Raw genomic sequence first — 22,458 nt, 5'->3', positions numbered from 1 at the left:
CGGCAGACAAGACCCCACATTCCAAGGGAAGGACTGATTGCAGGCGCCATGCTGACTGAGATTTCCATCCGCGACCTCGGCGTTATCCCCGATGCGACGCTTGAATTCAGCCCAGGCCTGACCGTACTCACAGGTGAAACCGGTGCGGGTAAGACCATGGTGGTCACCAGCCTCAAGTTGCTCTGTGGCGCGCGTGCCGACGCCGGCCGCGTGCGCACCGGCGCCGACAAGGCTCTGGTGGAAGGCCGCGTTTCCACCGAGCACCTCTCGGAGGAAGAGTCAGGCACCATCGATGCTGTGGTCTCTGAACTCGGTGGCGAGCGCGATGAAAATGATGAGTACCTGCTTGCCCGTCAGGTCTCCGCGAAGGGGCGCTCCCGGGCGTGGGTTGGCGGCCGCAGTGCGTCGGCTGCGGCATTGGCGGATGTCTCCACGCGCCTGATCGCGATTCATGGCCAGAATGATCAGCTGCGCTTGCAAAGCGACGATGAGCAGCGTGCGGCCATCGACCGCATGGATGCCGACACCATCGCACCACCCCTGGAAACCTACCGTCAGCAGCGCGCACACTGGCGCACCCTGGTCAAAGAACTGGAAGAGAAGACCTCTAAGCGACGCGAGTTGGCCATGCGTGCTGACCAGCTCAGCTTCGCCATCGAGGAAATCGACGCAGTCTCACCTGAGCCGGACGAGGACCAGGACCTGGCCTCCCAGATCCGCCGCATGCAGGACCTGGACGGTCTCCGCGACGCTGCAGCCGTGGCGCTTGCCGCCATCGATGGCGCCGCCGCCGTGAGCACGACCGGTATGGATGCCGCCACCGAGGACTCCGGTGCTGCCGAACTGCTCGGTGCCGCCGCCACTGAACTTGCCGCCGCAGACGACGAGGAACTCACCGAGTTTTCCAACCAGCTCAATGAGCTGACCAGCCAGCTCTCCGAGATTTCCGCTGGTCTCGGCGCGTTTCTCTCTGGCCTGCCGGAGGAAACCGAGTCCCTGGACAAACTCATGCAGCGCCAGGTGGAGATCAAGAATCTCACCCGCAAGTACGCCCCGGACATCGCGGGCGTGTTGGCCTGGCGGGATAAGGCGGAGCGTAAGCTCGCCACGCTGGATGTCTCCGGCGAAGCCCTGGACAAGCTCACCGCGGAGATCAAGACCGCGGAGAAGAAGCTCGGAGCCACCGCACGGAAGCTCTCTAAAGCCCGCGCAAAGGCCGCGAAGCACCTGGAAGAGGCCGTGACCAAGGAACTCAAGGGCCTGGCCATGCCGCACACTTCGCTGGTGGTGGAGATCACCAAGGCCGACACCTTTGGCCCCGCCGGCGTCGACAACATTGAGTTCAAGCTCCGAGCTCACGAAGGTGCCGAGCCTCGCCCACTGGCCTCATCCGCATCCGGCGGTGAGCTTTCCCGCATCATGCTGGCATTGGAAGTTGTCCTCGCCGAAGGACAGGCCGGGCACACGATGGTTTTCGATGAGGTCGATGCCGGTGTTGGTGGTCGCGCGGCTGTGGAAATTGGCAAGCGCCTGAAGCAGTTGGCGGTGAATAACCAGGTGATCGTCGTCACGCACTTGCCTCAGGTGGCGGCGTTTGCGGATACCCACTTGGTGGTCAGTAAGGATGCGCGCTCTGGTGCGGTGTCGTCGAAGGTGACGAGCCTGGGCGATGAGGAGCGGATCGACGAGCTTGCGCGGATGATGGCGGGCTTGGACGATTCGGACTCCGGACGCGCGCACGCACAAGATCTTCTGGATCAAGCTCGGCGCGCCTTCGCGGCCAAGTAGCTGCACTTATGTTTCACTAAGTGCCATGAGTCTGTTCTCTCGGAACGAAAAAGATCTTCCTGGCATTTCGGGGACTGTGCGGGACGGTTCCCGTCTGGATCGTGCGCTCAAGCGCATGGGCGAAGGCGACATCGTGGTGATTGATGCGCCGGATATCTCGCGTCCACTGGCACAGCAGTTGATTGATGCCAAGGTCGCCGCAGTGGTGAACACCGGCGCGTTTACCACGGGTTTTGTGCCGAATTACGGCCCGCAGATGATGCGCGACGCCGACATCGCGATGGTGCAGAACGCCGGCGACGAGGTCTTTGAGAAGCTCAAGGACGGCAAGAACGCAAGGCTTCACGACGGCAAGCTCTACCACGGTGACCGCCTGATCGGACAGGGCGACGAGGTCGACCAGGACGAGCTGGAGCGCGCCTTCGACGAGGGCCGCACCAGCATGGTCGACCGCCTGGAGGCGCTTTCCGGCAACTTGGTGGAGTTCGCCAAGACCGAATCGCCGCTCTACATCGATGGCCTGGGCATTCCGGACGAGACAGAGCCGCTGGGTGGCCGCAAGGTCGTTGTGGTCAGCCCAGGTGAGGGACACCGCAAGACGCTGGAAGACTTAAAGAACTTCATCCGCGAGTACGAGCCACTGCTCATCGGCGTCGACACCGGTGCCGACACGCTGTTTGATCTCAAGTACCAGCCGGACTACATCATCGGTGATCCGGAGAACATCAACTCTGAGGCGCTGAGGTCTGCCGGTTGCGTGATCCTGCCCGCCGATCCGGACGGTCACGCGGTGGGCCTTGAGCGCATTCAGGACCTCGGCATTGGCGCCATGACCTTCCCAGCACTGTCCGATTCTGCCACTGACCTGGCGCTGGTGTTCGCCGCGCATCACGACGCCGACATGGTGGTCTCCGTCGGCGCGCCGCAGAACATCGACAGCATCTACCACGCTGAGGATCAAAGCGGCGTGCCGTCGGCGCTGCTGTCGCGTTTGAAGGTCGGGGAGAAGCTTGTCGACGGTCGCATGGTTGCCGACCTCTACCAGGTCAATAGCCGTGGTTTCGGTGTGGCCTGGGCAATCCTGGCTATCTTTGTCGCCGTTGCGGTGATCTTCGCTATCGCTGGTACTTCCGGTGATAGTTCTGTCAGCGAGAATCTGATTGATACCTGGAACTCCATAGCACTGTGGTTCCAGGGGCTGTTTAAGTAGTTATAGCGGTATCTTGAGCATTGTGAGCGCCTGAGTTTTCAGCTGTCAGTGCTGATTGAGGCGTCGGCGAAAGGAAAAAGGGACGGGCGATGGCGAAGAAGCGCAGGAGCGGGAAGTTTACAGCCGGTGTTACAGGTGCTGCCCTCGGTGTGGCGGCAGGTGCTGCGCTGGGTGCTTATGTGCTGAACCCTGCTGGTGCTGGCATTGATTTCGGCACTGGTGCCGCCTCCGAGCGCGATGCCGCTGTTGCCCGCGCTGATGCGCAGCAAGCGCGTGCCGATGAAGCCAATCGAATCATCGAGCCCATTGTCGGGGAGATTGTCAAGGGCTCACTGAAGGACGTGCCCGTCCTGGTTATCGCGACTCCCGATGCCACGGAGGAGCAACTGGCAGGGGTTTCCGAGACCCTGCGCGCTGCCGGTGCCCCAGATGCCGGCGTTTTGAAGTTGACCGATAAGTTCCTCTCCTCCGCTGGTGCGGACGAGCTGAAGGACACGGTTTCTACGTCGCTGCCGGCTGATGTGCAGCTGGACCCGGAGCGCCGTGAGCCGGGCAGACAGGCTGGCCAGGCGCTGGCTCCAGTGTTGGAGCTGGATAAGGATGGGGGAGAGCGGGCTTCCGCTGCTGACCGCAAGCTACTGCTGGAGGCCCTGAAGGGCGGTGGCTTTGTCGAGTACGAGGAGGGGACGCTGCGCCCGGCTGCTGGCATTGTGATTGTTGGTAATCATGGCACTGTGTCGCGCGCCGCGATTGATAAGGGCGAGGACCCGGAGTTTGGCGCTGGCCTGGTTGCGGATCTGGCTGTGGCTCTTGCTGAGGGCTTTGGTGCTGGTGAGGATGCTGCTGGCCACGTTGTGGTGGGGACTGATGGCTTCGGCCGTGAAGGTGTCAGTGCTCTGCCGGATGAGCGCTGGGGCGCCGACCCTGCCGTGAAGCGTGTGGACGCTGTGTCTGATGCTGCGGGGCAGGTGGGGGTTGTAGAAACACTCATAAAGAAATTGCCGGACGCTTCTCAGTGAAGACCGCACGCCAAATAGCGCAGTTATTAAGATACCTCTCTTAATAATCCGAAATCGCGGCGGCAACCGGCAATAAGGACTGCAAAGTGCACGTAGAAGCTGTAGGAATGCTCGGGGCAAGTCAGTGAAATAAGCCCCTCACTATTAGGGAAACATATTGTTAAAAACGAATCTGCCAATAGCAAATTCCTTTTGGAGCAAAATGACTAGTTTGTTTCCTTAATGAGCTGACCTGCGTTATTGCGCATGCGCCCGTCACTCCGCTAGATTTACAACAAGGATGAAAGGGATGTAAATGCGCTACATTGGATCAAAGGTCGCTTTGCTCGACAACATTTCTGAGATTCTCGAACGAAATCTCGATGGGGATGAGAAAACGTTCCTAGATATTTTTGCAGGTACGAACAGCGTCGCGGAGTACTTCAAGCCTAGGTACGAGGTTATAACAAATGATCTATTAGCTTTTAGTTATGCCAATGCAGTGGCTAGAATTCAATTAAATCAACAACCTACATTTGCAAAATTGGCAGAAATTGGAATCAAAGATCCAATTGATTTTCTTCAGCGAGGTGCGGAAGATTACTTAGGTGCAAACAATGTTGGTTACTATGAAAGTAACTATAGTCCCACCGGTGGTGCGATGTATCTTTCGGTTGAAAATGCCAAACGCGTGGATTTTATTCGCGATAAAATTTCTGAGTGGGAAAAAAATAAGCGGGTGTCTGAAGAGGAAAATTTCTATCTTATAGACGCGCTACTTTCTGGAATCCCTTCTGTTAGTAATACTACCGGAACGTATGGTGCTTACCTTAAAAAATGGGATAAGCGTGCGCTCAAACCTTTGGTTTTAAGACCAAGTCGTCCAATAGATAACCAGCGCCAGAATAAGTGTTATAACATAGATGCAAACATTCTCGTACGAGAACTATCTACCGATATTGCCTATATTGATCCACCGTACAATTCAAGGCAGTATGGGTCTAACTACCATGTACTCGAGAATATTGCCAATAATGATAAGCCTGAACTAAAAGGAGTGACTAGATTATTTGATTGGTCGAATCTGAAGAGTGATTACTGCGTAAAAAATAAAGTTTTTAACGCAATGCGCGACCTACTAAATAATATAGACGCAAAGCATGTCGTTTTAAGCTACAACTCTGAGGGCATTCTTTCTGAGAGCGACCTCAGAAATCTCGCGAAGAGCGCTTCGGTTGATGGAAAAGTCGATATCGTACATATACCTTATAGAAAATATAAGTCAAAAATCGCCTCTCAGAAAGATGAGCTGTACGAAGTCTTAATCTATTTTAGGAAAAGGAAATCGAGTATCGACGTGTTAGGGCCCGATAGTCCTCGGGGTGTAGATTCAAAGCTGATTTCATGTGATTTGGTGAGCAATGGAAACTATATTAAGAGCCCCTTAAACTATATTGGTGGAAAGTATCGCCTCTTAGGTCAAATAATGCCCTTAATCCCTACCTCCAATGTAGGTTTTGTCGACCTGTTTAGCGGTGGAGCTAACGTAGGTATCAATGCTAATGCGGACTGGTATGTCTTTAATGATATGAATAGTCGTATTAACGAAATGTTTCGGTTATTCCAAACGAGTTCTCCGCGGACATTATTGAGACAGATACATAACACTATAGAAAAGTGGGAGCTAAGTAAGACCAATGAAGGAGCATTCTTAGCATTTCGAGACTATTATAATAAGCGGCCAGATCCTCTTAATCTATATATTCTTTCGTCGTTTAGCTATAACTATCAATTTAGGTTTAACTCAAAACTCGAATTTAATAATCCTTTTGGTCGTAACCGAAGTCATTTTTCTACAAATATGGAACGAAATTTACTGAGGTTCGTTAATCGACTCCAAAGTATTGATGCATACTTTGAAGATGCATACTTTGAAGACTTTGATTACTCCAGATTGAGTCCATCGGATTTTGTATATATGGACCCTCCGTACCTAATTACGACTGGGAGCTACAATGATGGCAATCGGGGATTCCGAAATTGGAATGAGAAGAGTGAAGCAGCTTTGCTTGATGTAATAGAAGAGCTAACTGAGCGTGGGGTTCCTTGTGCGCTAAGCAATGTGTTAGAGCACAAGGGAAAACGCAACATTTTATTAGCTGATTTTATTTATCAACGAGGTTTGCATGTTCATGAATTGAAGTTTCACTATGATAATTCGTCGCATAACAGTAAGTTGCGGGGAAGCCGAGAGGTTTTAATCACGAATTATCAGTTAGACGATAATGGTAGAGCAGTGGTCGATATCTAAAATTCTACGACTTGGAGAGTTGAAGTAGCTTCAAGGAATTGGTGTGGAGTTAATTGACCGCTCTTGACCTTGTCGGCGGCGATCAGAAGTTCTCGAGCAGAGATTGCCGCTCCTTTAGTTCCGGTTCTGTCGTACGTAGACACAAGTTGCTCATGAAAACGATCTTTAAAATCGCCTGAGACCCAAAGAAAGAAGGTGTTATCGGGTGTTACATTTTCTCCGAAGTGTTCCCACCACCGATTTTCGTTTCTCTTAGAGCTCCTTAGCTGGTTATCTTCAATGTATCGCACCATCTCGTCCTCTTGACTGATGTTTTTTCCATAGCCATGCGTATAGGCCTTGGTGTCGACAATAACGCCTAGAGCTTGCTTTTCGGTTTCACTGTAGATGATTCCGTCTGGTTTGCGACCGCCGCCTAAGCACTCACCATCGAGTCCCATGACCTCTTTTAATAGTTCTATGGTTATAAGCTCGAAAGCGCGATTGCGTTTCGGGTCACGCGCTATGTCGAGCAACTCATAGTACTTGAGCGGCAAGGTCGTTATTTCCATAAGCTCTTGCTTTTCGTACTCCTGTGCGGATTTCATCTGCTCTGCTGTAACAGCAATGTCTGGAATACTAAATCCGATGATATCGTCCCGTAGTATTAGTTCATTTTCGGTCGTATCGATTCTGATACCGATTGAGTTAAGTCCGGCGATATCATTAAGTATGATTGTTCGGTTATCGTCAAAACCAAGGTCAATCAAGTGCTTCTCTAACATGGCAAGTGACTTTGAGTGCTGGAGAAACTCTATTATTTTAGCACGGCGAGTCCGAATATAGTCTCGATTAGCATTTTCGGATGCCCCGTTTCCGTCAACAGCTAAAAACTCCCAGTTGATATACTTTGGAAGGCGTCGATTTTTTGAATAGCCGATTGACTTCCTGTATGCGTGGCGGCCTTTTGGGGTTATTTCGTATTTTGGAAATCCGGACCGTAGCCCTGTTGCTGTTTTAATTTGTGTGGAAACCTTTTTGACATAGCCAATTTTGATCAACCAGCCGGAGATCATTCGGCCATATTTATCAGCTGTACCCTCGATGTCGCTCCGAATCTTTGATTGTTCATTAATATCAGCTGATTCCTCTAACCACTTTTCCATAGTGTCGCTAGGGTAGGAGGTGAAACCGCGTTCTCCCTTAAATCCCAAGCGTTCTCCCAGGTAAAACTTATTGACTGGGGTATCGGCATCGTCTAGAAGTTGCAGTACGCGGGATGCCGGCGGATACGCTAGAATCGCCTTGGCCAGCGTTGGGTCTGATTCCGGTGAATCTGTCGACGAGGAAAAAGATTTACCAAGGTCGGTGATTGCGCATAAATCGGTCGAGCGGTCGTGGCTTACTAATCCAAGACTTAACGCCCATCGCAGAAAGCCGTCAGCGGTCCAGTTGTCAGTCCAAGCTTTTCCTTTTGTCCGGAAATTTTGAGGACGAATCGTAATTTGGATGAGTCCATCAGCGACGGCGTGAGACCTAGTAGCTGCAGCGCGACCCTGCCTGTCTCTTGAGGTTCCGACCAACTCAGTATACGTGAAGCGAGTTTGGTTTGAATTCAGTTTTTGAAGGAGGTCGTCGCGCAAATCGGAGAACGCGATTAGATTGGGGACCAAATCATCGCGCAATATTTCATAGTGCTTCGATTCTGGGTCGAATATCTGCACGACCAGCTTAAGGTTGTTTAAATTAGCCGGGTTTTGAACCCAACCGTACGTGCGGTTGTACATGAAGACTCCATATCAATCGTGTGCCAACGAGCGTACTTTAGTAGCTTTCGATGAGCATAACAGTAAATCATTTCGCGATAGTTGTTACGTCAGTTTTTGTGGCCTCGACTTTACCCGGTGTGCGCCGACGCAGGAGCCTGGCAGAACAGCTCTCGATGGAAACAAGATCAGTCGATAGGGGAGACTGGATCATGAGGAATAATCCTGGTCATGTCGAACGCAATGGAGTCAGTGAACAGAAAGATTCGCGAGAACTGATTCAGTAAATAACCAAAACCGATTAATCCGCAAAGGTCGAAAGTAAAAATAGATCTAGTTTCTAAATATAACCGGGCGAGAAGCTACTCCTTTCTGCAGGCAAGGGATATATGCAGCAATAAATATAAGTAGTTGTGGCGAAAGTATGTCGAACTATTTAGGTGAACCTCATAACAATTGGCTGAACGTAGTTGGTGTTCTTGATTCTCGGGAAGGTGCGGGGAGAATTTGCTGATACTTAGGGTTGTCCGAGTCGTGTCGCCATGAGGCATTGGCGCCTGATCAGGGATCGTGTCGTATTTTTAGATTTTCGAACGATTTACCCAGGAGTTGACTATCCTTGTTCAAAGAAAGTGCAGTCAGAAGCGTCATCGGATGTAGATGAAGCGAGTAGGTGTGGTCAGGGGATTATCGTGACGCAGGCAATGAAAGCTAATGAGAAAATTAAGGAAGCCCTACTTGGGGTAGTAGATGACCAGCTTACCAAGTTCTCGGATTGCGACCTTTTTAAAAAGGGAGTCGGAATTGAGAAACCAAAGTTTGATGAACAGGCCGCAGATGAGAAAAACGATCAACTCGGAAAGTATATTCTAACTCGAATTACCGATTGGAGCTGGATTAATCGACGGGTAGAGAGGATTCAGGTAGTCGGCGAAGGCTACACGCAGCGTCAGATCAGCTTCGATTTTAATTTACCTTATTCTCCTTGTTTGAAGTATCCCGTAGGGAGTAATGATAAAGGTCACGACAGATACTTTCCTCAAAGTATCGTGCCTTTAACGTTTTTACGGAAAGGAATGTTGGTAAATTTAAGTATTTTGAACGAAGATGGGAATACAGTCCCATCCCTCAATTTCGGGGAGAATGGGTTGTTAACTTATCGGGCGATAAAATACTTATTAAATAATTCAACAATTTTGCGTTATTCTGAGCAACTTAGCCTGCAACTTTTTCAGCGTTTAGGGGTTAAACTTCCTGTCGAAGACTTTATTGCCGTATATTTGCAAGCTGTAAGTCAAATTATCTATAGCGATAATTATGACAAGAATGCTGTTGAGGGTGCTGAAATAGTTGAACGCGCTCAAGAGACCCATCGTCGTGATTTGTTTGATTCAATCGCAGCCTGTGCGGCGTCCCGGAAGTCATTCTTACAGGGCGAGACATCGGACGTTGGCGATGTAAATCCAAATTTTGAAGTTATATTGTCGTATTGGGCATTAGGAGCCCGATTTAGCGACGTAAATGATTTAGAAAGTCAAAAGAATCAGGGTGTTATCAATGATTCAGATACTCCATATGTCCTTGATTCGTCGGACTATGTTGAGATGCTCGCCCTATCGTTAATGGTCGCTATCGTCAACTGTGATAACACTGATGAATTGACTACTTTTGAGACCATATGCATCTTACTTTCGTTAGTTTCGGCGTCATATCTTTGCGTAGTCGTTGTCGATTCTAACGTTCTTTGGGACAGTGCATGTCGGGCCGGTGAGAAAGATCAGGCATGGGTAAAATCTGCGGTTTCTCGACATACGATTATTAAGATTGCATGCAATGTGGAAATTAATGATAACTCTTTAGAAGTCCCTAAGAAAGGTCTAGTCAAGCGCTTCTTTAATACAGTCTTTAAGAATTCTCCCTATTTGGACATTCTGGTTCGGTATTCGGCGAGATCCGCAAAAAGTAGCCATCTGGAATTCGCTTTTCCTCCAGAGCTGAGACTCAAGAGTGTCGTGGCCTTCAGTGCCCCGAGACGTCGGATTCGTAAGCGGTATTTGCATTCTCAACGGCCGTGTGTAACGGAGGTCTGTTATCCAAAGAATTGTGCTTGTAGTGAAAAATACTTTCCCTGTAATGATTGTGAAAACGAGATTTCCTTAAAATCTCACCGCGCGACTTATCGATCGTCTTTTCAACGGGCGCATATACAGCCTAGAGGGGCTGCAACTCCACTTGAAACACTTAGTTTTCGATTGGTGCCCGAGCCGTTGCAGCAGCCGTTATTTGCAGTCGTAACTGCCTTTCTGTGTAGTATACTTTGTTTTTTCGGCTTGTTTGGTGCGGTCACTGAATCACGTGCAGAGTGGATAAAATGGCTTGATATCTCTAATATTTTGGCGGTAATTACATTACTATCTGCTCTATTTGGTGCGTATTTGTTAACGGCTTTCCGGCATGCAATTGCTCGACGGGCTTTTTCCTTTCCTAAGTATATTATCGCCGGTTCGGGTTTATTGTCGTTTTTGGCATTCGTTGTTTTATTTGCTTTCCTAATGTTAGTTCATCGTGAATTAATATCGGATCAAGTAGTCCAGGAGCGTTTGATGTTGGGAGGGGTAATAGTGGTATTAGTGCCACTAATAATATTGATGTGCAGGGTAAAAGAATTCTATTCAGCCACAAGGGTTGATATACGACAGGTTTATCAGGAGCGTATTATTCGTGAAGAGATTCCGGCAACTATACACGATAGAAACGTTGTGGCAATTACTGAAACTGGTGGGTATGATCTTGAATATATCGACGATTTCTTTTTAACAAGTATTGGAGTTAATTGTGGGGCTGACAAATATATAGCAACTCTAGTTGAGCATTTGAAAAGGGAGATTCTATGATGCGTGGACGTTCGATTATTGGTCTCGACCTTGATGGAGTGGTTGCAGATTACACTGCTGCGATGCGTTCATTTGTCGCCGAGTATAAATCCGTGGAGACCGAGAGCTTGCCAGAACCTGTAACATATAACTTGGTGAAGGCAGGTTGGGGTATAGATAGCGGTGAAGAGTTTTTGCGAATTCATTCTAAAGCAGTCGCGTCTGGGTTGTATGCGAATATGCCGGTGATGTCCGGTGCGTCAGAAGCTCTTCGTCAACTATCCGACATGGGTGCTCATATTAGGATTGTTACGCATCGATTGATTATGGGTGGCAGTCATAAACGAATCGTCAGTGATACCGCGACCTGGTTGGATCAGAACGAAATCCCATATATGTCGTTATGCTTTACCGGCTTGAAGGATAGCGTTGGTGCGCACGTCTATATTGAGGATTCTCCGGATAATATCAGTGCTTTGAGGCTGTCTGGTACGGACGTCATTGTTTTCGATCAACCTTATAATAGGGCCATTAGCGGCCCTCGCCTTATGTCTTGGGCAGATGGGGTGCCTGTAATCTCGGAATTTCTTGAAAAGAACGGACAGTATTTATCCTGATTTTCAAGCTTGAATGCGCTGATATTTTAGCATTAATATTGTCCTCGTTTTTCGCCTGTGATTTCTCTACTTCGTTTGTTTAATCTTTGGATACTGTTGGCTCGTCGTGTTCAAGCTGTTTTATTTGTCCTTGCGGTAATAGTTTTTGAGCTTCAGATATTCCATTTGTTGGATTAGGGGGTCTAGCCCGGATTAGTGCTCGTTGGAAGTGTTTCGATATTGGTTGCGTGTCTTCCGGTAGTTACTGCAGGTGAATCGTACTGTTATCTTGGTGTCCCAGTCGATCCGGAAGTTGTCAAGAAATTGACGGTCTGCTTCAGCGAGAGGCTCAGACGTAGTCGGCGGTATTAGTTTGCCAGCCGCGTACAGGTTTTTAAGTGGTAAACGTATCGGTAGGTCAGGTAGCCATACTTCCGACCAGGAGCGCGGTACCGCCCGCACGTGTATACGGTTGCAGGCTGCGTCGCTGAATTGGCTGTCACAGTTTGGCGGGTGTTATAGAAATGCTTTCGATTAGCTTGGACTTCGAGTCTGTCGGTAGTCAGCGCAATCTCGCACAAGGGGCGTGGCTAGGGACATCGTGCCGCATAGCTACGACTTCGGCGAACTACATCGACTGCGTAATCAACAACAATCGGTTAGGGAGTGCCAATTCTCTCAAACTAGGATAGGTTGACCGACAGTAGAACCGGTTGGTTGCATAGCGTCCGTGACAGTGGCGTACGCGCGGTGTGGCGATCGAGGCGGCAGTATCGAGGGACAGTCTGGGATTGCTGCCACCGTCTGATGGTTGTCCAGGACAATGTTGGTTGTTTCGCTCCGTACAGTAGTCAACCACTGCTAAAGCCCTCTCGGTTAGTGTTATGTTCTGGCATTTCGCGGTTGTATCGACGATACATGTGTCGCATTCCATGCATAGTTCGGTAAGGGAGAAAAATGTTCTGGCCAACGTGTAAATCTTCGTTGCGGGTGACGCGGGCGATTCCGACGCCCTTATAGCTGAGGCCGCGGTCGTGCGGTGCACTGTGGCGACCAGGCATAGTGTGTCGGTCGGAGCCACAGGCGGTGGCAGGGGTGAGTCGACAGTCATTTTGGCATCGTGCTGTTTGGGGATAGGGGGGGGGCTTCGTGGATGTGGAAGCCATTGTCGCCGTGCGGGGGTAGCTGGGCTCGGTTTTCTTGGTCACATTTCGGTAAGGCTTGTTTTTACTTCTCAATGATGTGCAGCAGCTTCGCGAAAGAGTCCAGGATGCAGTCGACGCCGAGTGATTCCAACTGATCGCGGATGAAGTAGCTTGTCAGTACGCTGGCACTGATGACACCCGAATTCCGGGCGGAGTGAACATCAGACTCGGTATCGCCAGAGATGATTACGGCGGCCTTGTCAGTGACAGCGAGCTGGCCATGACGGCGAGAGGATGAGGTGGGGTCCCGGGGCGGCCGTTCTCAACCTCGTCACCGCCTACAATGGCGTCGATGATGCCGTTGTGCCAGCCCATGGGGGCACAACACTATCGATGAATTCGCGTGCAAAGCCCGTCATGCAACCGACTTTGATGGCCTTGGCATGTAGTGCCTTCAGCAAGCTATCGATGGCCGGAGGCTGGATTGAGGATTGTCTTAGTACGTGTGAGGAATTCTCTGCGGGGAAGAAATGCCAAGCTGGTTATGTACCTCGAATGGCTTCACACAGCCGCATAAGCCGCGCTTAGACGACGACAGCGACAAGGAAGATGGGAATCCAAGCGTCGGCAGCAAAGATGGCAATCAGCTGAGGGAATGTGTTCGCCTAAAGCTCACGAGTGATTGTGAACCTGTGGGACAATCATCAGTATGAGCATGTACACCGTGAACCAGCACACAGTCGAAACGCTGCTTGGATGGATTGAGAGCGACACTATTGCGATTCCGGAAATGCAGCGACCATTTGTATGGAACAGTACGAAGGTTCGCGATTTGATGGATTCGCTGTATCGCGGGTTCCCGGTGGGGTTCCTTATCACTTGGCAAAGTCAACAAGTACCGGTTAAAGGCGGCGGACATGCTGGGTATCAGCAGATTCTGATTGATGGTCAACAGCGCATTACTGCTTTGCGTGCCGCTGTTGCTGGGCAGCCGGTGATGGGTAAGGACTTTAAGACTAAGCGAATCGTTATCTGTTTTAATCCGCAAACTGAAGAGTTTGCGACTGCAACACCAGTGTTGAAGAAGCAACCGGAGTGGATCTACGACATCTCTGAATTCCTGCGGTCGAACAATGTTTATCGGCCAATGGGGGAGTATATGGCGAATAACCCCGAAGCCGACGACGAAGCAGTTGCGACTGCTCTGGAAAAGCTGATGGGAATCAAGAAAGCCCCAATCGGAATTATCGCACTGAGTGATGAGCTCGACATCGAGACAGTTGCCGAGATCTTTGTGCGCATCAACTCCAAGGGAGTAGCACTGTCTAGCGCAGACTTCGTCATGAGCAAAATCAGTTCCTACGGTGATCAAGGTCGCAACCTGCGGAAGCTCATTGACTATTTCGCGCATCTAGCAGTAAGCCCGCACGATTACGGCGAGCTCCGTAATGATGAAGAGTTTGTGCAGACTCAATACTGGAAGGAAATCGAGTGGCTTAAAGATGATACTGAGGATCTCTACGATCCGTCGTACGTAGACCTCATCCGTGTCGCCTCGATGGTCGCTTTCCGGCGTGGTCGGGTTTCATTCGTTGTTCGTGAACTCAGCGGACTCGATCCTGAAACCAGAAAGTTTTACCCCGAGAGAATTCCGGAAGCGTACAACAAGTTCGAGCAAGCGCTACTTCGCGTCGTTAACAAGTATGAGTTCAAGAAGTTCTTGGTAATTTTGCGGTCGACAGGCTTTATCAAGAAAAACATGATTACCTCCAGCAACGCGGTCAACTTTGCGTACGCTTTGTTCCTAATAATGCGTGCAGACGGTCGCCCAGACCCGGAGGTTAGTAGCGTCGTCAGGCGATGGTTTGTAATGGCGCAGTTGACGGGTAGAGCGTCAGGTAGTTTCGAGTCGACTTTTGAACGAGATTTGCGTGCGATTGACCGAGTTGGGGCGGCCGCCGCGTTGAAGGAACTTGAAGAAGGCGAGCTGGGAGAAAGCTTCTGGGCAGTTACGCTCCCGCAGCGTTTCGATTCTTCGAGCGTGAATAACCCGCAATTCCGAACCTTCATGGCTTCGCAGGTGAAGGCACAGGCAACGGCGTTCTTAAGTAAGCACGCGCTAGTGAGCTCGATGATTGAAGTCCAAGGCGACATTCATCACCTGGTTCCGAAAGATTATCTTCGCAAAAACGGCGTCAACGACAAGCGCGATTACAACCAGGTGGCCAACTACGCCTTTGCAGAGACTGCGGTAAATATTCGAATCGGCAACCGCATGCCCTCTGAATATTTGGGTGAGGTGTTCTCCCAAATTGAGTCCGGTGAGCCGACGCTCGGCGAGATCGCATCCCGCGAGGACCTTGACCGAAACTTTGAAGTCAATGCTATTCCGGCGTCGCTTGTTGACACAACCGTTGAGAACTACCACGAGTTCCTGCAGAAGCGTCGCTCTTTGATGGCCGCGAAGCTTCGCGAATACTACGGGGATTTGTAGTTGATCTTTGGTAGAAGGTTTTTGGTGACCTGTTACTAAAGTTGGTGACCGGCCACTGCAGGTGAGTTTTTGGGACAGGTCTTCCACCAGCTCCATGCTGGCGACCGCTCAGGACTGTCATGCACCAAATGCAGATCGGCAAGCAACCGATGGTGCGCGGGAATCTTGGCTTGGATTGCACACATCCTCGGTTACAGTGACCGGGTCGGAGAGTTTCTCTGGGGCGAGGTCAAGACGCAAAGATGAGAAATTGCAGCGCTTCTACGAACTGACTATGAATGTTCTACATCTAAATATTCATGTACAAAACAGTATTGCCATGCTAAGTAGTAAGTATGAAAACTCAACTTAAACCTGGCAAGCACCGTGTGTCTTTGAAGTATGAAAGCGGACCAGAATCGATCGACCTCCGTGGGGTTTCTCGTGTTATACCGTTGCCTGCGCATGGTGCTGAGGATGTTATCGCCTTCGGTGCTAGCGATGTTCTCTGTGGAACCGAAGATGGTCAGATTATTCGAGTTAACTGCGAGTCCAACGAACACAAGGCGCTCCTAAACACTGGAGGGAGACCACTCGGTCTGGAACTTTGCGCTGATGGAAGTCTTATCGTTTGCGACTCGTTCAAAGGATTATTGCGCTTTCGGCCCGGGACTGATTGCGCGTTCAATTCGACTCCTGAAGTGCTAGCGACGAGCGTCAACGGTCAGAGGCTGCGCTTCTGTAGTAACGCTTCCGAAGCACCTGACGGTTCAATCTGGTTTACCGAATCTACAAGTCGGCTTCATTTCCCTGAATTCATGGGTGCAATTCTCGAACATGCACCGCGTGGAAGCCTGAACTGTTGGCATCCCGATGGCACCGTGACACGTGTTTTAGACAATCGGTATTTCGCTAATGGAGTAATCGTAGAGCCGGATGGCACTGGCGTCTTTTTCTGTGAAACCACCGACTACGCTTTACGACGTTATGACTGCGTAACTCAGGAAGTGCAAACCATAGCGGGTAACTTGCCTGGTTTTCCAGACAATATGTCGCCTCTCAGCGAGCGCAACGAGACTTGGATTGCTTACGCTCATCCGCGTTCGCTACCTCTTGATCTGCTGGCGAAAGTTCCAAATTTCTTCAGCCACATTGTGTGGAATATGCCGGACGCTATTCGGCCAGATGCGCCGCATGAAGTTTGGCTAAATATGTGGAAGTTTAATGAATCGGCACAAAACGACAAGAGTGATTGCAAGTGGGAGAGGAGCTATCAAATTCGAGGTACACATCCGGATTTCCATACTCCGACTGCCGCGGTGCGCATGGGAGATGACCTGATTGTCGCCAGTAAGGACCAGTCATCATTGTTAGCGATTGATTTAACTAAGGTTCTCTAATCGTTGAATGCCTGACGCTATTTCTGCCGCCTGCGCGGCCTCTATGTTTGTGGCCACCAAGTAGATGGCAGGAACAGTATCTTCCACCAACTCCGTGGCCACCAGCGACGAGGAATTACGTCCGAATACCCGGGGTGTTCTGACACGAGAGTTCGAATCTCCTTGTCGTCAACACCGAGGTCGTGAAGTTCGGCTATCAACGCCTCAATTTCCTTCCTACGAATATCGGGATCCCATGATCCTGGCAGTTCGAAGTAATCCTGGAACAGGCGTTTTACCTCATCGGTGATTCGGGCATCGTCAACGACTCCGTGGCATTGGCTCGCCTTATCCAGTATTGACTCCGCCAATGTGCGGCCTCCCTGGCACGAAGGGGAGTATGTCATGGGGAGCATTTTGAGCTCGTAGTAGCAATCGGGTTCCAACAGATCCGGGTTCATAGCCGCATCAGAATCCGGCCACAGGACTTCTTCGATACTGGGGTGCTCGGCCAACATTGTTGCGACGCCGAAGCAGACGTGTGCACATGACTTCCTTGTACGAAAGTCATCGCACTGACATGAAGTACAGCCAGGAAAAGTGAACCCATCAACCTGGACCTCAAAATCATCGACGGTGATGCGGTAGACACCAGCTGCAACCTCGACCAACGGGGATTGCGCTGAAAGCTTTTGTGCCGACTCGATGACATCTTCTGTGAAAAACGCCCTAATAATTGGCGAATCAAACGTGGTCATGCACTGAACGGTAGTAAGAAGGCCGGATTCGGAATTAGGTCTATTAGAACGACTGTTCTCGTTTTCGTCCTTGGGAAGCCAGCAGTTTCCCAGGACTTGGCTGCGTCGCAGCCTGCATTTACTCGCCAGTATGTCGGTGCTAGTGGTCATTGTGGCCGCGAACTCATTGCTGTTCATAATGTTTAAGCATGCGGGCATTCATGATCCGTTAGTGCCGGAGTATTCAGGTGCTGGAATCGCATTTTCCCTGCTTTCCCTCAGTTGGGTCCTGAATCGGTACTTGAGCAAGTTCCTGGCCCTGCAGGTCTCGAGCTATTTTGCAGTTGCTGTCGGCGCTGTATGCACGGGATGGAGCGGAAGTCACTCGTGTTTCGGACTGTAACCGAAATCACTCTAATAACCTACGGAGCTGTAGGTGAATCGCGTTATAGTTATATTTAGATTACATTTTATTAACCCCTTTGAGGGGCTTTAGTTGGCCGCTTTTCAGGGTACGATTGCGATTCATAGCCTGTTTTTTGCTCTTGCCCATGCCGTAGTTCTTTTTGGAACCGTTTTACTATTCACTGCTCTAGGCAAGGAGTAATCATGGGCACTCAACGAGCATTCGCAAAGCTGGCACGGTCAGCCACAGCACTGTTGGCTGCGGCTGGTGTCGCTCTGGCAGCCGCACCCATCGCGGCCGCTGCACCGGCTACGGAAACTGGTAATGATCAGGTCCTGTCCTGGACCGAAATGGGCGAGTGGGGTCCAAAGGCAAATGATTTCCCCACTGTCATGGTCAACCAGGGGATGACGGAGAACATCAGCCCAGAGGGCACAAATGTGCAGTGTGTTCCTGCTCCTGGTGAGAATCCAGTGGTCATGATTCACGGTATGAACTCGAACTCGTACCAGACCTATGCCCGCATGGCACCGGAGTTAAAGGCAATGGGGAAGTGCCTGTACGTATTTAACGTCGGCAAGCTGGGTCCTGACGAGTTTTCAGTGCTGGGTTCTATCCCAACCATGCGCAATATGACCCCGTTGGATACCGCTTTGGCAGAGCTGACTGCGAAGATTGACACTCTCAAGGCGGAAACTGGTGCAACCGCCGTCGATATTGTTGGACACTCTGCCGGTGGCGCCTTGGCTGCCGCCTACGCCAAGCAGGAGCAGGGCCGGGGAATCGGCACCGTCGTTTCCTTGGCGGGCGTGCTGCACGGTACAACTCTGCTGGGAGCTTCCTATGGTTTGGAGCAGCTCAACCAGTTCGACAACGCCGGTGACAAGGCTGCGGGTTTCATTGTCAGCCCGAGCCTGGTGGATCTGATGCAGCACGGCCAGTTCATGGCCAAGATCAATGAAGGCGGCTTGGAGCAGCCGGGCGTCAACTACGTTGCAATCTCGACTCAGGTTGATGAAGCCGTCACTCCAATGGCTGCAAGCCAGTGGCAGGCACCAACGTCCAACAACATTCTGCTGCAGGATGGGTGCTCTGCAGATCTATCGGGTCACATCGGACTGACTTTCTCGCCACGGACAATTGCGCTGGTAGCTAATGCGCTGGGGCGCAATGTTGAGGTTCCGTGTGTGCCGGTAACCGGCTTTGTGGAAGGTGGCATCAATGACAATGCCAATGTTCGCCCAGAACACGTCAATGCTGTTTCTGACGGCATCACGGAAAACGACGGACGCATCGCTCAGGCTGCCGGGTCGCGGTAGCGAAAGTCGCGAGCAGTAGCTCTTGATAAAAGGCGCGAGCCGACAGCGAAATCAGCTAGTCGGATTGCGCCTTTTTCGCCATCAAATCCAGGGCAATGGCGGCACCAATGATCGAAGCGCGCAATTGTGGCGGCAAATCATCTTTGAGCTGGAGCATGTAACGCTCATTGCCGGATAGGAAATTTGTAAACCCCGACCACTTTCGTGACATCTGGGCGACTCTGACGTCGTTGATCATAAAAGTGGCGTCGTAATGCCAGACGTCGCCGTCGACCTCGCAATTGGCAAAACCGGGGATGGAAATCTCCAGCCGCCGCTTAAAGAACGCAAACTTCTGCTGAATAGTGGCCAAAAGTCGCGATGACTCTGCTCCATCTTGCTGCTGGCCTTCAGGGGCTGTCGCATGCGGGTCGGGGTAGTAGACCTCGTAACGGTCAAGGGCAAGATCGGTCGGATCGGTAATAACGAATACCGGAGTGCCGTCTGGCTCGGAAACTGTCAGGCGACGAGAGCCCATAAACATGCGGCTCAGCGTGCCACCGGTAGTTTCGATCTTTCCGATGCAATTGCCCTCGGTATCCAGGATGTCGAAATCATCCGCCATGAAGTTTCGAATCTGCTGGATAACGATGCTGTTGTGCGAGAGCAATCCCTGATAGCGCCCTTGCTGTGGCGGAAGCTGCTGCGGTGCGGGAGGCTGCTCGGGCTCGGAAGGTTGCTCAGGCGCGGCAGGCTGTGTGGCCGCGGAAGGTTGCTCCGGTGCGGGAGGCTGCTGCCCGGAAGCATCTTCCTGATCGTGCTGTGGAATCTGATCCCACAGCGACTTTGGGTTATCCCAATATGAACTCATGACAACAGCCGTCCTTTGGTGGTGCTAAAAGCCGAGTGGCTTAGAAGTTCTCTACGAGAGCCTTGTTGAAAGCCTCAAGGTCGGCCGGGGTGCGGGAGGAAATCAGGTTGCCGTCAACGACAACTTCCTCATCGACCCAGTTGGCGCCAGCGTTAATCAGGTCAGTCTTGACGCTGATGTAGGAGGTAATAGTGCGGCCCTTCAGCACATCCGCATCGGTGAGAATCCAACCGCCGTGGCAAATCACGCCAATCGGCTTGTTGGCAGTTGCGAATCCCTTCACTAGCGCCACGGCATCCTTATCGATGCGAATCTGGTCAGCATTCACGGTGCCACCCGGAAGAATTAGGGCATCGTAATCATCGGCAGAAACGCAGCTGGTCAGCTTATCGACGTCCACCTTCGTGCCGTTCTTGCCCTCAATGGAGCCTTCCTCCGTGGAAACCACATGCACGGTCGCACCGGCATCCTTCACAGCCTCAGCCGGGCTAGTCAGCTCGGAGTCCTCAAATCCATCGGTGGCCAAAACTGCAATGGTCTTATTCGTTAAATCAGGCATAGCCCCGAGGGTAACGACGTGATCGCGTTTATGCATCCGCCCGAGTATTGTTTTGCGTGCAATATTGAAAAATACTTTAACGGAGGGCGGAAAATGCCTCATTATGAAGTTCTTCAGGTGGTTCTGAAGGAAAAGTTCATCGGTACCGGCTCAGCTAATCTGACAGAGCTTGAGAGGGTAATCAACGACAAGGCTTCGCAGGGGTTTCGGCTGCACACGATTACTACTGCCTCTTCGGGCAGTAAGGGGCTGATGGGCGGGGACCGCATCCAGGCGACCATGATCTTCGAGAGTATTGCGTAGTTCGCATTTGTCGCTGCGTTCCTGCTGGCGGATGGGGCGCAACTCCGAAAAAGTTACCCAAATATGAAACAAATCTCCGCCATTATGAAAAGGCGCTTGCGCTTGCACCTGCGCAAGCGATATTCTGAAGTCCCGTGGTTACGAAATACATCATCGTTACAGGAGGCGTTGCCTCCTCCCTCGGCAAAGGCTTAACCGCGGCGTCGCTCGGCCGCCTGCTTACCTCGCGTGGTCTGAAAGTGACTATGCAAAAGCTCGATCCCTACCTCAACGTGGATCCGGGCACCATGAACCCCTTCCAGCACGGCGAGGTCTTCGTCACCGAAGACGGCGCGGAAACCGACCTGGACCTGGGGCATTACGAGCGCTTCCTCGACCGCAACCTCTCCGCCGGCGGCAACGTCACCACCGGCAAAGTCTATTCCTCGGTCATCGCCAAGGAGCGCCGCGGCGAATTCCTCGGCCAGACCGTCCAGGTCATCCCGCACATCACCGACGAAATCAAATCCCGCATCGTCGCCATGGGCAACGCGGACGCAAACGGCGACAAGCCCGACGTGGTCATCACCGAAATTGGCGGCACCGTCGGCGATATCGAGTCACAGCCCTTCCTGGAGGCCGCGCGGCAAGTGCGTCACGACGTCGGCCGCGAAAACGTCTTCTACCTGCACGTGTCACTGGTTCCGTACCTCGGCCCCTCCAAGGAATTGAAGACCAAACCCACGCAGCACTCGGTGGCCGAACTCCGCTCGATTGGCCTGGTTCCCGATGCCGTCGTTTTGCGATGCGACCGCGACGTCCCCGACTCCCTCAAAAACAAGATCGCGCTGATGTGCGACATCGACCGCGAGGGCGTGGTGTCCTGCCCGGATGCGCCGAGCATCTACGACATCCCGAAGGTCCTCTACGACGAGCACCTGGACACCTTCATCATTCGCCGCCTCAACCTGCCGTTCCGCGACATGGATTGGGCCGTGTGGGGAGACCTGCTCGAGCGAGTCCACAACCCGAAGGGCGAGGTGACGGTGGCTTTGGTTGGCAAATATATCGACCTGCCGGACGCCTACCTGTCCGTCGCGGAAGCCGTGCGCGCAGCCGGTTTTGCCCACCGCGTGAAAGCGAACATTCGCTGGGTCGCCTCCGACGACTGCGAAACCCCCGAGGGGCTGAAAGAAAACATGGCCGGCGTTGACGCGATTGTCATCCCCGGTGGCTTCGGCGGACGCGGAATCGAAGGCAAGATCGCGACCATCCGCTACGCAAAGGAAACCGGCACGCCACTTTTGGGAATCTGCCTGGGCATGCAGTGCGTTGTCATCGAGGCGGCACGCACCGCAGGTGTTGAAGGCGCTTCTTCCACCGAGTTTGACGAAAACGCGGCCGAGCCAGTGATTGCCACGATGGAGGAACAGCTCCAGGCCGTCTCCGGCGAGGCTGACCTGGGCGGATCCATGCGTCTGGGTTCCTACCCGGCAAAGCTCGCCGAAGACTCCGTCGCCGCGCGCCTCTACGGCACCCCCGAGGTCACCGAGCGGCATCGCCACCGTTACGAGGTCAACAACGCCTACCGCGGCCGGCTCGAAGAAGCCGGCCTGGTCATCTCGGGCACCTCGCCGGACGGCAAGCTCGTCGAATTCGTCGAGTACCCCACGGACGTGCACCCATACCTCGTGGCCACGCAGGCGCACCCGGAGCTGAAGTCACGCCCCACCAACGCCCATCCGCTTTTCGACGGCCTCATCGCCGCAGCCCTCAAGCACAACTAG

The 22,458-nt window shown here is 52.0% G+C and carries 16 protein-coding genes; 11 read left to right on the top strand and 5 right to left on the bottom strand.

The annotated features are described in order from the left end of the window. Positions 1-48 precede the first annotated feature (48 nt). The 4 genes from recN to QKE19_RS06425 all read left to right on the top strand — a co-directional run bounded on the left by recN (position 49) and on the right by QKE19_RS06425 (position 6,307). The gene (recN, locus tag QKE19_RS06440) at positions 49-1,788 is read left to right on the top strand and encodes a DNA repair protein RecN (RefSeq protein WP_347890633.1); all 1,740 of its coding nucleotides are present in this window, start codon (positions 49-51) and stop codon (positions 1,786-1,788) included. A 25-nt stretch (positions 1,789-1,813) separates the two neighbouring features. Further along, positions 1,814-2,998, top strand: coding sequence for a putative cytokinetic ring protein SteA (gene steA / locus QKE19_RS06435; protein ID WP_347890631.1), 1,185 nt, complete (start codon positions 1,814-1,816; stop codon positions 2,996-2,998). A gap of 89 nt (positions 2,999-3,087) precedes the next feature. Next, positions 3,088-4,017 carry a copper transporter gene (locus QKE19_RS06430; RefSeq protein ID WP_347890629.1) on the top strand — a complete coding sequence of 310 codons (930 nt, stop codon included), beginning with the start codon at positions 3,088-3,090 and terminating at the stop codon, positions 4,015-4,017. 295 nt (positions 4,018-4,312) lie between these two features. Beyond that, positions 4,313-6,307 (top strand): Dam family site-specific DNA-(adenine-N6)-methyltransferase, encoded by a 1,995-nt coding sequence (locus tag QKE19_RS06425; RefSeq protein WP_347890627.1) that lies wholly within the window; start codon positions 4,313-4,315, stop codon positions 6,305-6,307. Here QKE19_RS06425 and QKE19_RS06420 read toward each other — a convergent pair. Beyond that, complete coding sequence (locus tag QKE19_RS06420; RefSeq protein ID WP_323632538.1) at positions 6,304-8,073, bottom strand: restriction endonuclease FokI C-terminal domain-containing protein; 1,770 nt, start codon at positions 8,071-8,073, stop codon at positions 6,304-6,306. The genes QKE19_RS06425 and QKE19_RS06420 overlap by 4 nt on opposite strands. A 671-nt stretch (positions 8,074-8,744) precedes the next feature. Between QKE19_RS06420 and QKE19_RS06415 the strand changes: the two genes are divergently transcribed. Next, positions 8,745-10,946: a hypothetical protein gene (locus tag QKE19_RS06415; RefSeq protein WP_347890625.1), complete on the top strand. Its 2,202-nt coding sequence runs from the start codon at positions 8,745-8,747 to the stop codon at positions 10,944-10,946. Next, positions 10,943-11,542, top strand: coding sequence for a hypothetical protein (locus QKE19_RS06410; RefSeq protein ID WP_284826659.1), 600 nt, complete (start codon positions 10,943-10,945; stop codon positions 11,540-11,542). Before QKE19_RS06415 ends, QKE19_RS06410 begins: the two co-directional genes overlap by 4 nt. A 1,370-nt stretch (positions 11,543-12,912) precedes the next feature. Here the strand turns inward: QKE19_RS06410 and QKE19_RS06405 are convergent. After that, on the bottom strand, positions 12,913-13,041 hold the full coding sequence (locus tag QKE19_RS06405) for a hypothetical protein (protein WP_284826657.1): 129 nt from the start codon (positions 13,039-13,041) through the stop codon (positions 12,913-12,915). Between the two features lie 334 nt (positions 13,042-13,375). Between QKE19_RS06405 and QKE19_RS06400 the strand changes: the two genes are divergently transcribed. After that, positions 13,376-15,160 carry a DUF262 domain-containing protein gene (locus QKE19_RS06400; RefSeq protein WP_284826654.1) on the top strand — a complete coding sequence of 595 codons (1,785 nt, stop codon included), beginning with the start codon at positions 13,376-13,378 and terminating at the stop codon, positions 15,158-15,160. Between the two features lie 335 nt (positions 15,161-15,495). Further along, the gene (locus tag QKE19_RS06395; protein ID WP_347890623.1) at positions 15,496-16,539 is read left to right on the top strand and encodes an SMP-30/gluconolactonase/LRE family protein; all 1,044 of its coding nucleotides are present in this window, start codon (positions 15,496-15,498) and stop codon (positions 16,537-16,539) included. Positions 16,540-16,580: 41 nt separating this feature from the next. On the opposite strand, the gene QKE19_RS06390 is transcribed toward QKE19_RS06395, so the two are convergent. Then, a complete protein-coding gene (locus tag QKE19_RS06390; protein ID WP_347890621.1) occupies positions 16,581-17,276 on the bottom strand; it encodes a hypothetical protein in 696 nt (231 codons plus the stop codon). A gap of 588 nt (positions 17,277-17,864) precedes the next feature. Here QKE19_RS06390 and QKE19_RS06385 point away from each other — a divergent pair. Then, the gene (locus QKE19_RS06385) at positions 17,865-18,980 is read left to right on the top strand and encodes an alpha/beta fold hydrolase (RefSeq protein ID WP_347890620.1); all 1,116 of its coding nucleotides are present in this window, start codon (positions 17,865-17,867) and stop codon (positions 18,978-18,980) included. Positions 18,981-19,035: 55 nt separating this feature from the next. Here QKE19_RS06385 and QKE19_RS06380 read toward each other — a convergent pair whose 3' ends face one another. Then, positions 19,036-19,830, bottom strand: a complete 795-nt coding sequence (locus QKE19_RS06380) for an LURP-one-related family protein (RefSeq protein WP_347890619.1) — start codon at positions 19,828-19,830, stop codon at positions 19,036-19,038. Positions 19,831-19,870: 40 nt separating this feature from the next. Beyond that, positions 19,871-20,389 carry a type 1 glutamine amidotransferase domain-containing protein gene (locus tag QKE19_RS06375; protein ID WP_347890618.1) on the bottom strand — a complete coding sequence of 173 codons (519 nt, stop codon included), beginning with the start codon at positions 20,387-20,389 and terminating at the stop codon, positions 19,871-19,873. Between the two features lie 18 nt (positions 20,390-20,407). Here QKE19_RS06375 and QKE19_RS06370 point away from each other — a divergent pair, with 18 nt between their 5' ends. Beyond that, on the top strand, positions 20,408-20,692 hold the full coding sequence (locus QKE19_RS06370; RefSeq protein WP_256887120.1) for a DUF4177 domain-containing protein: 285 nt from the start codon (positions 20,408-20,410) through the stop codon (positions 20,690-20,692). A 134-nt stretch (positions 20,693-20,826) separates the two neighbouring features. Continuing rightward, on the top strand, positions 20,827-22,458 hold the full coding sequence (locus tag QKE19_RS06365) for a CTP synthase (RefSeq protein ID WP_347890617.1): 1,632 nt from the start codon (positions 20,827-20,829) through the stop codon (positions 22,456-22,458).

Source organism: Corynebacterium sp. c8Ua_99, from assembly GCF_039907185.1.
GTDB lineage: Bacteria > Actinomycetota > Actinomycetes > Mycobacteriales > Mycobacteriaceae > Corynebacterium > Corynebacterium jeikeium_D.
Note: the sequence above shows the minus strand (reverse complement) of the source record. Positions and strands in the feature narration are given on the sequence as shown.

Coding starts and splice junctions, on each gene's coding strand:
- recN (WP_347890633.1), top strand. CDS start 49: ATGCTGACTGAGATTTCCATCCGCGACCTCGGCGTTATCCCCGATGCG.
- steA (WP_347890631.1), top strand. CDS start 1,814: ATGAGTCTGTTCTCTCGGAACGAAAAAGATCTTCCTGGCATTTCGGGG.
- QKE19_RS06430 (WP_347890629.1), top strand. CDS start 3,088: ATGGCGAAGAAGCGCAGGAGCGGGAAGTTTACAGCCGGTGTTACAGGT.
- QKE19_RS06425 (WP_347890627.1), top strand. CDS start 4,313: ATGCGCTACATTGGATCAAAGGTCGCTTTGCTCGACAACATTTCTGAG.
- QKE19_RS06420 (WP_323632538.1), bottom strand. CDS start 8,073: ATGTACAACCGCACGTACGGTTGGGTTCAAAACCCGGCTAATTTAAAC.
- QKE19_RS06410 (WP_284826659.1), top strand. CDS start 10,943: ATGATGCGTGGACGTTCGATTATTGGTCTCGACCTTGATGGAGTGGTT.
- QKE19_RS06405 (WP_284826657.1), bottom strand. CDS start 13,041: ATGGGCTGGCACAACGGCATCATCGACGCCATTGTAGGCGGTGACGAG.
- QKE19_RS06400 (WP_284826654.1), top strand. CDS start 13,376: ATGAGCATGTACACCGTGAACCAGCACACAGTCGAAACGCTGCTTGGA.
- QKE19_RS06395 (WP_347890623.1), top strand. CDS start 15,496: ATGAAAACTCAACTTAAACCTGGCAAGCACCGTGTGTCTTTGAAGTAT.
- QKE19_RS06390 (WP_347890621.1), bottom strand. CDS start 17,276: ATGACCACGTTTGATTCGCCAATTATTAGGGCGTTTTTCACAGAAGAT.
- QKE19_RS06385 (WP_347890620.1), top strand. CDS start 17,865: ATGGGCACTCAACGAGCATTCGCAAAGCTGGCACGGTCAGCCACAGCA.
- QKE19_RS06380 (WP_347890619.1), bottom strand. CDS start 19,830: ATGAGTTCATATTGGGATAACCCAAAGTCGCTGTGGGATCAGATTCCA.
- QKE19_RS06375 (WP_347890618.1), bottom strand. CDS start 20,389: ATGCCTGATTTAACGAATAAGACCATTGCAGTTTTGGCCACCGATGGA.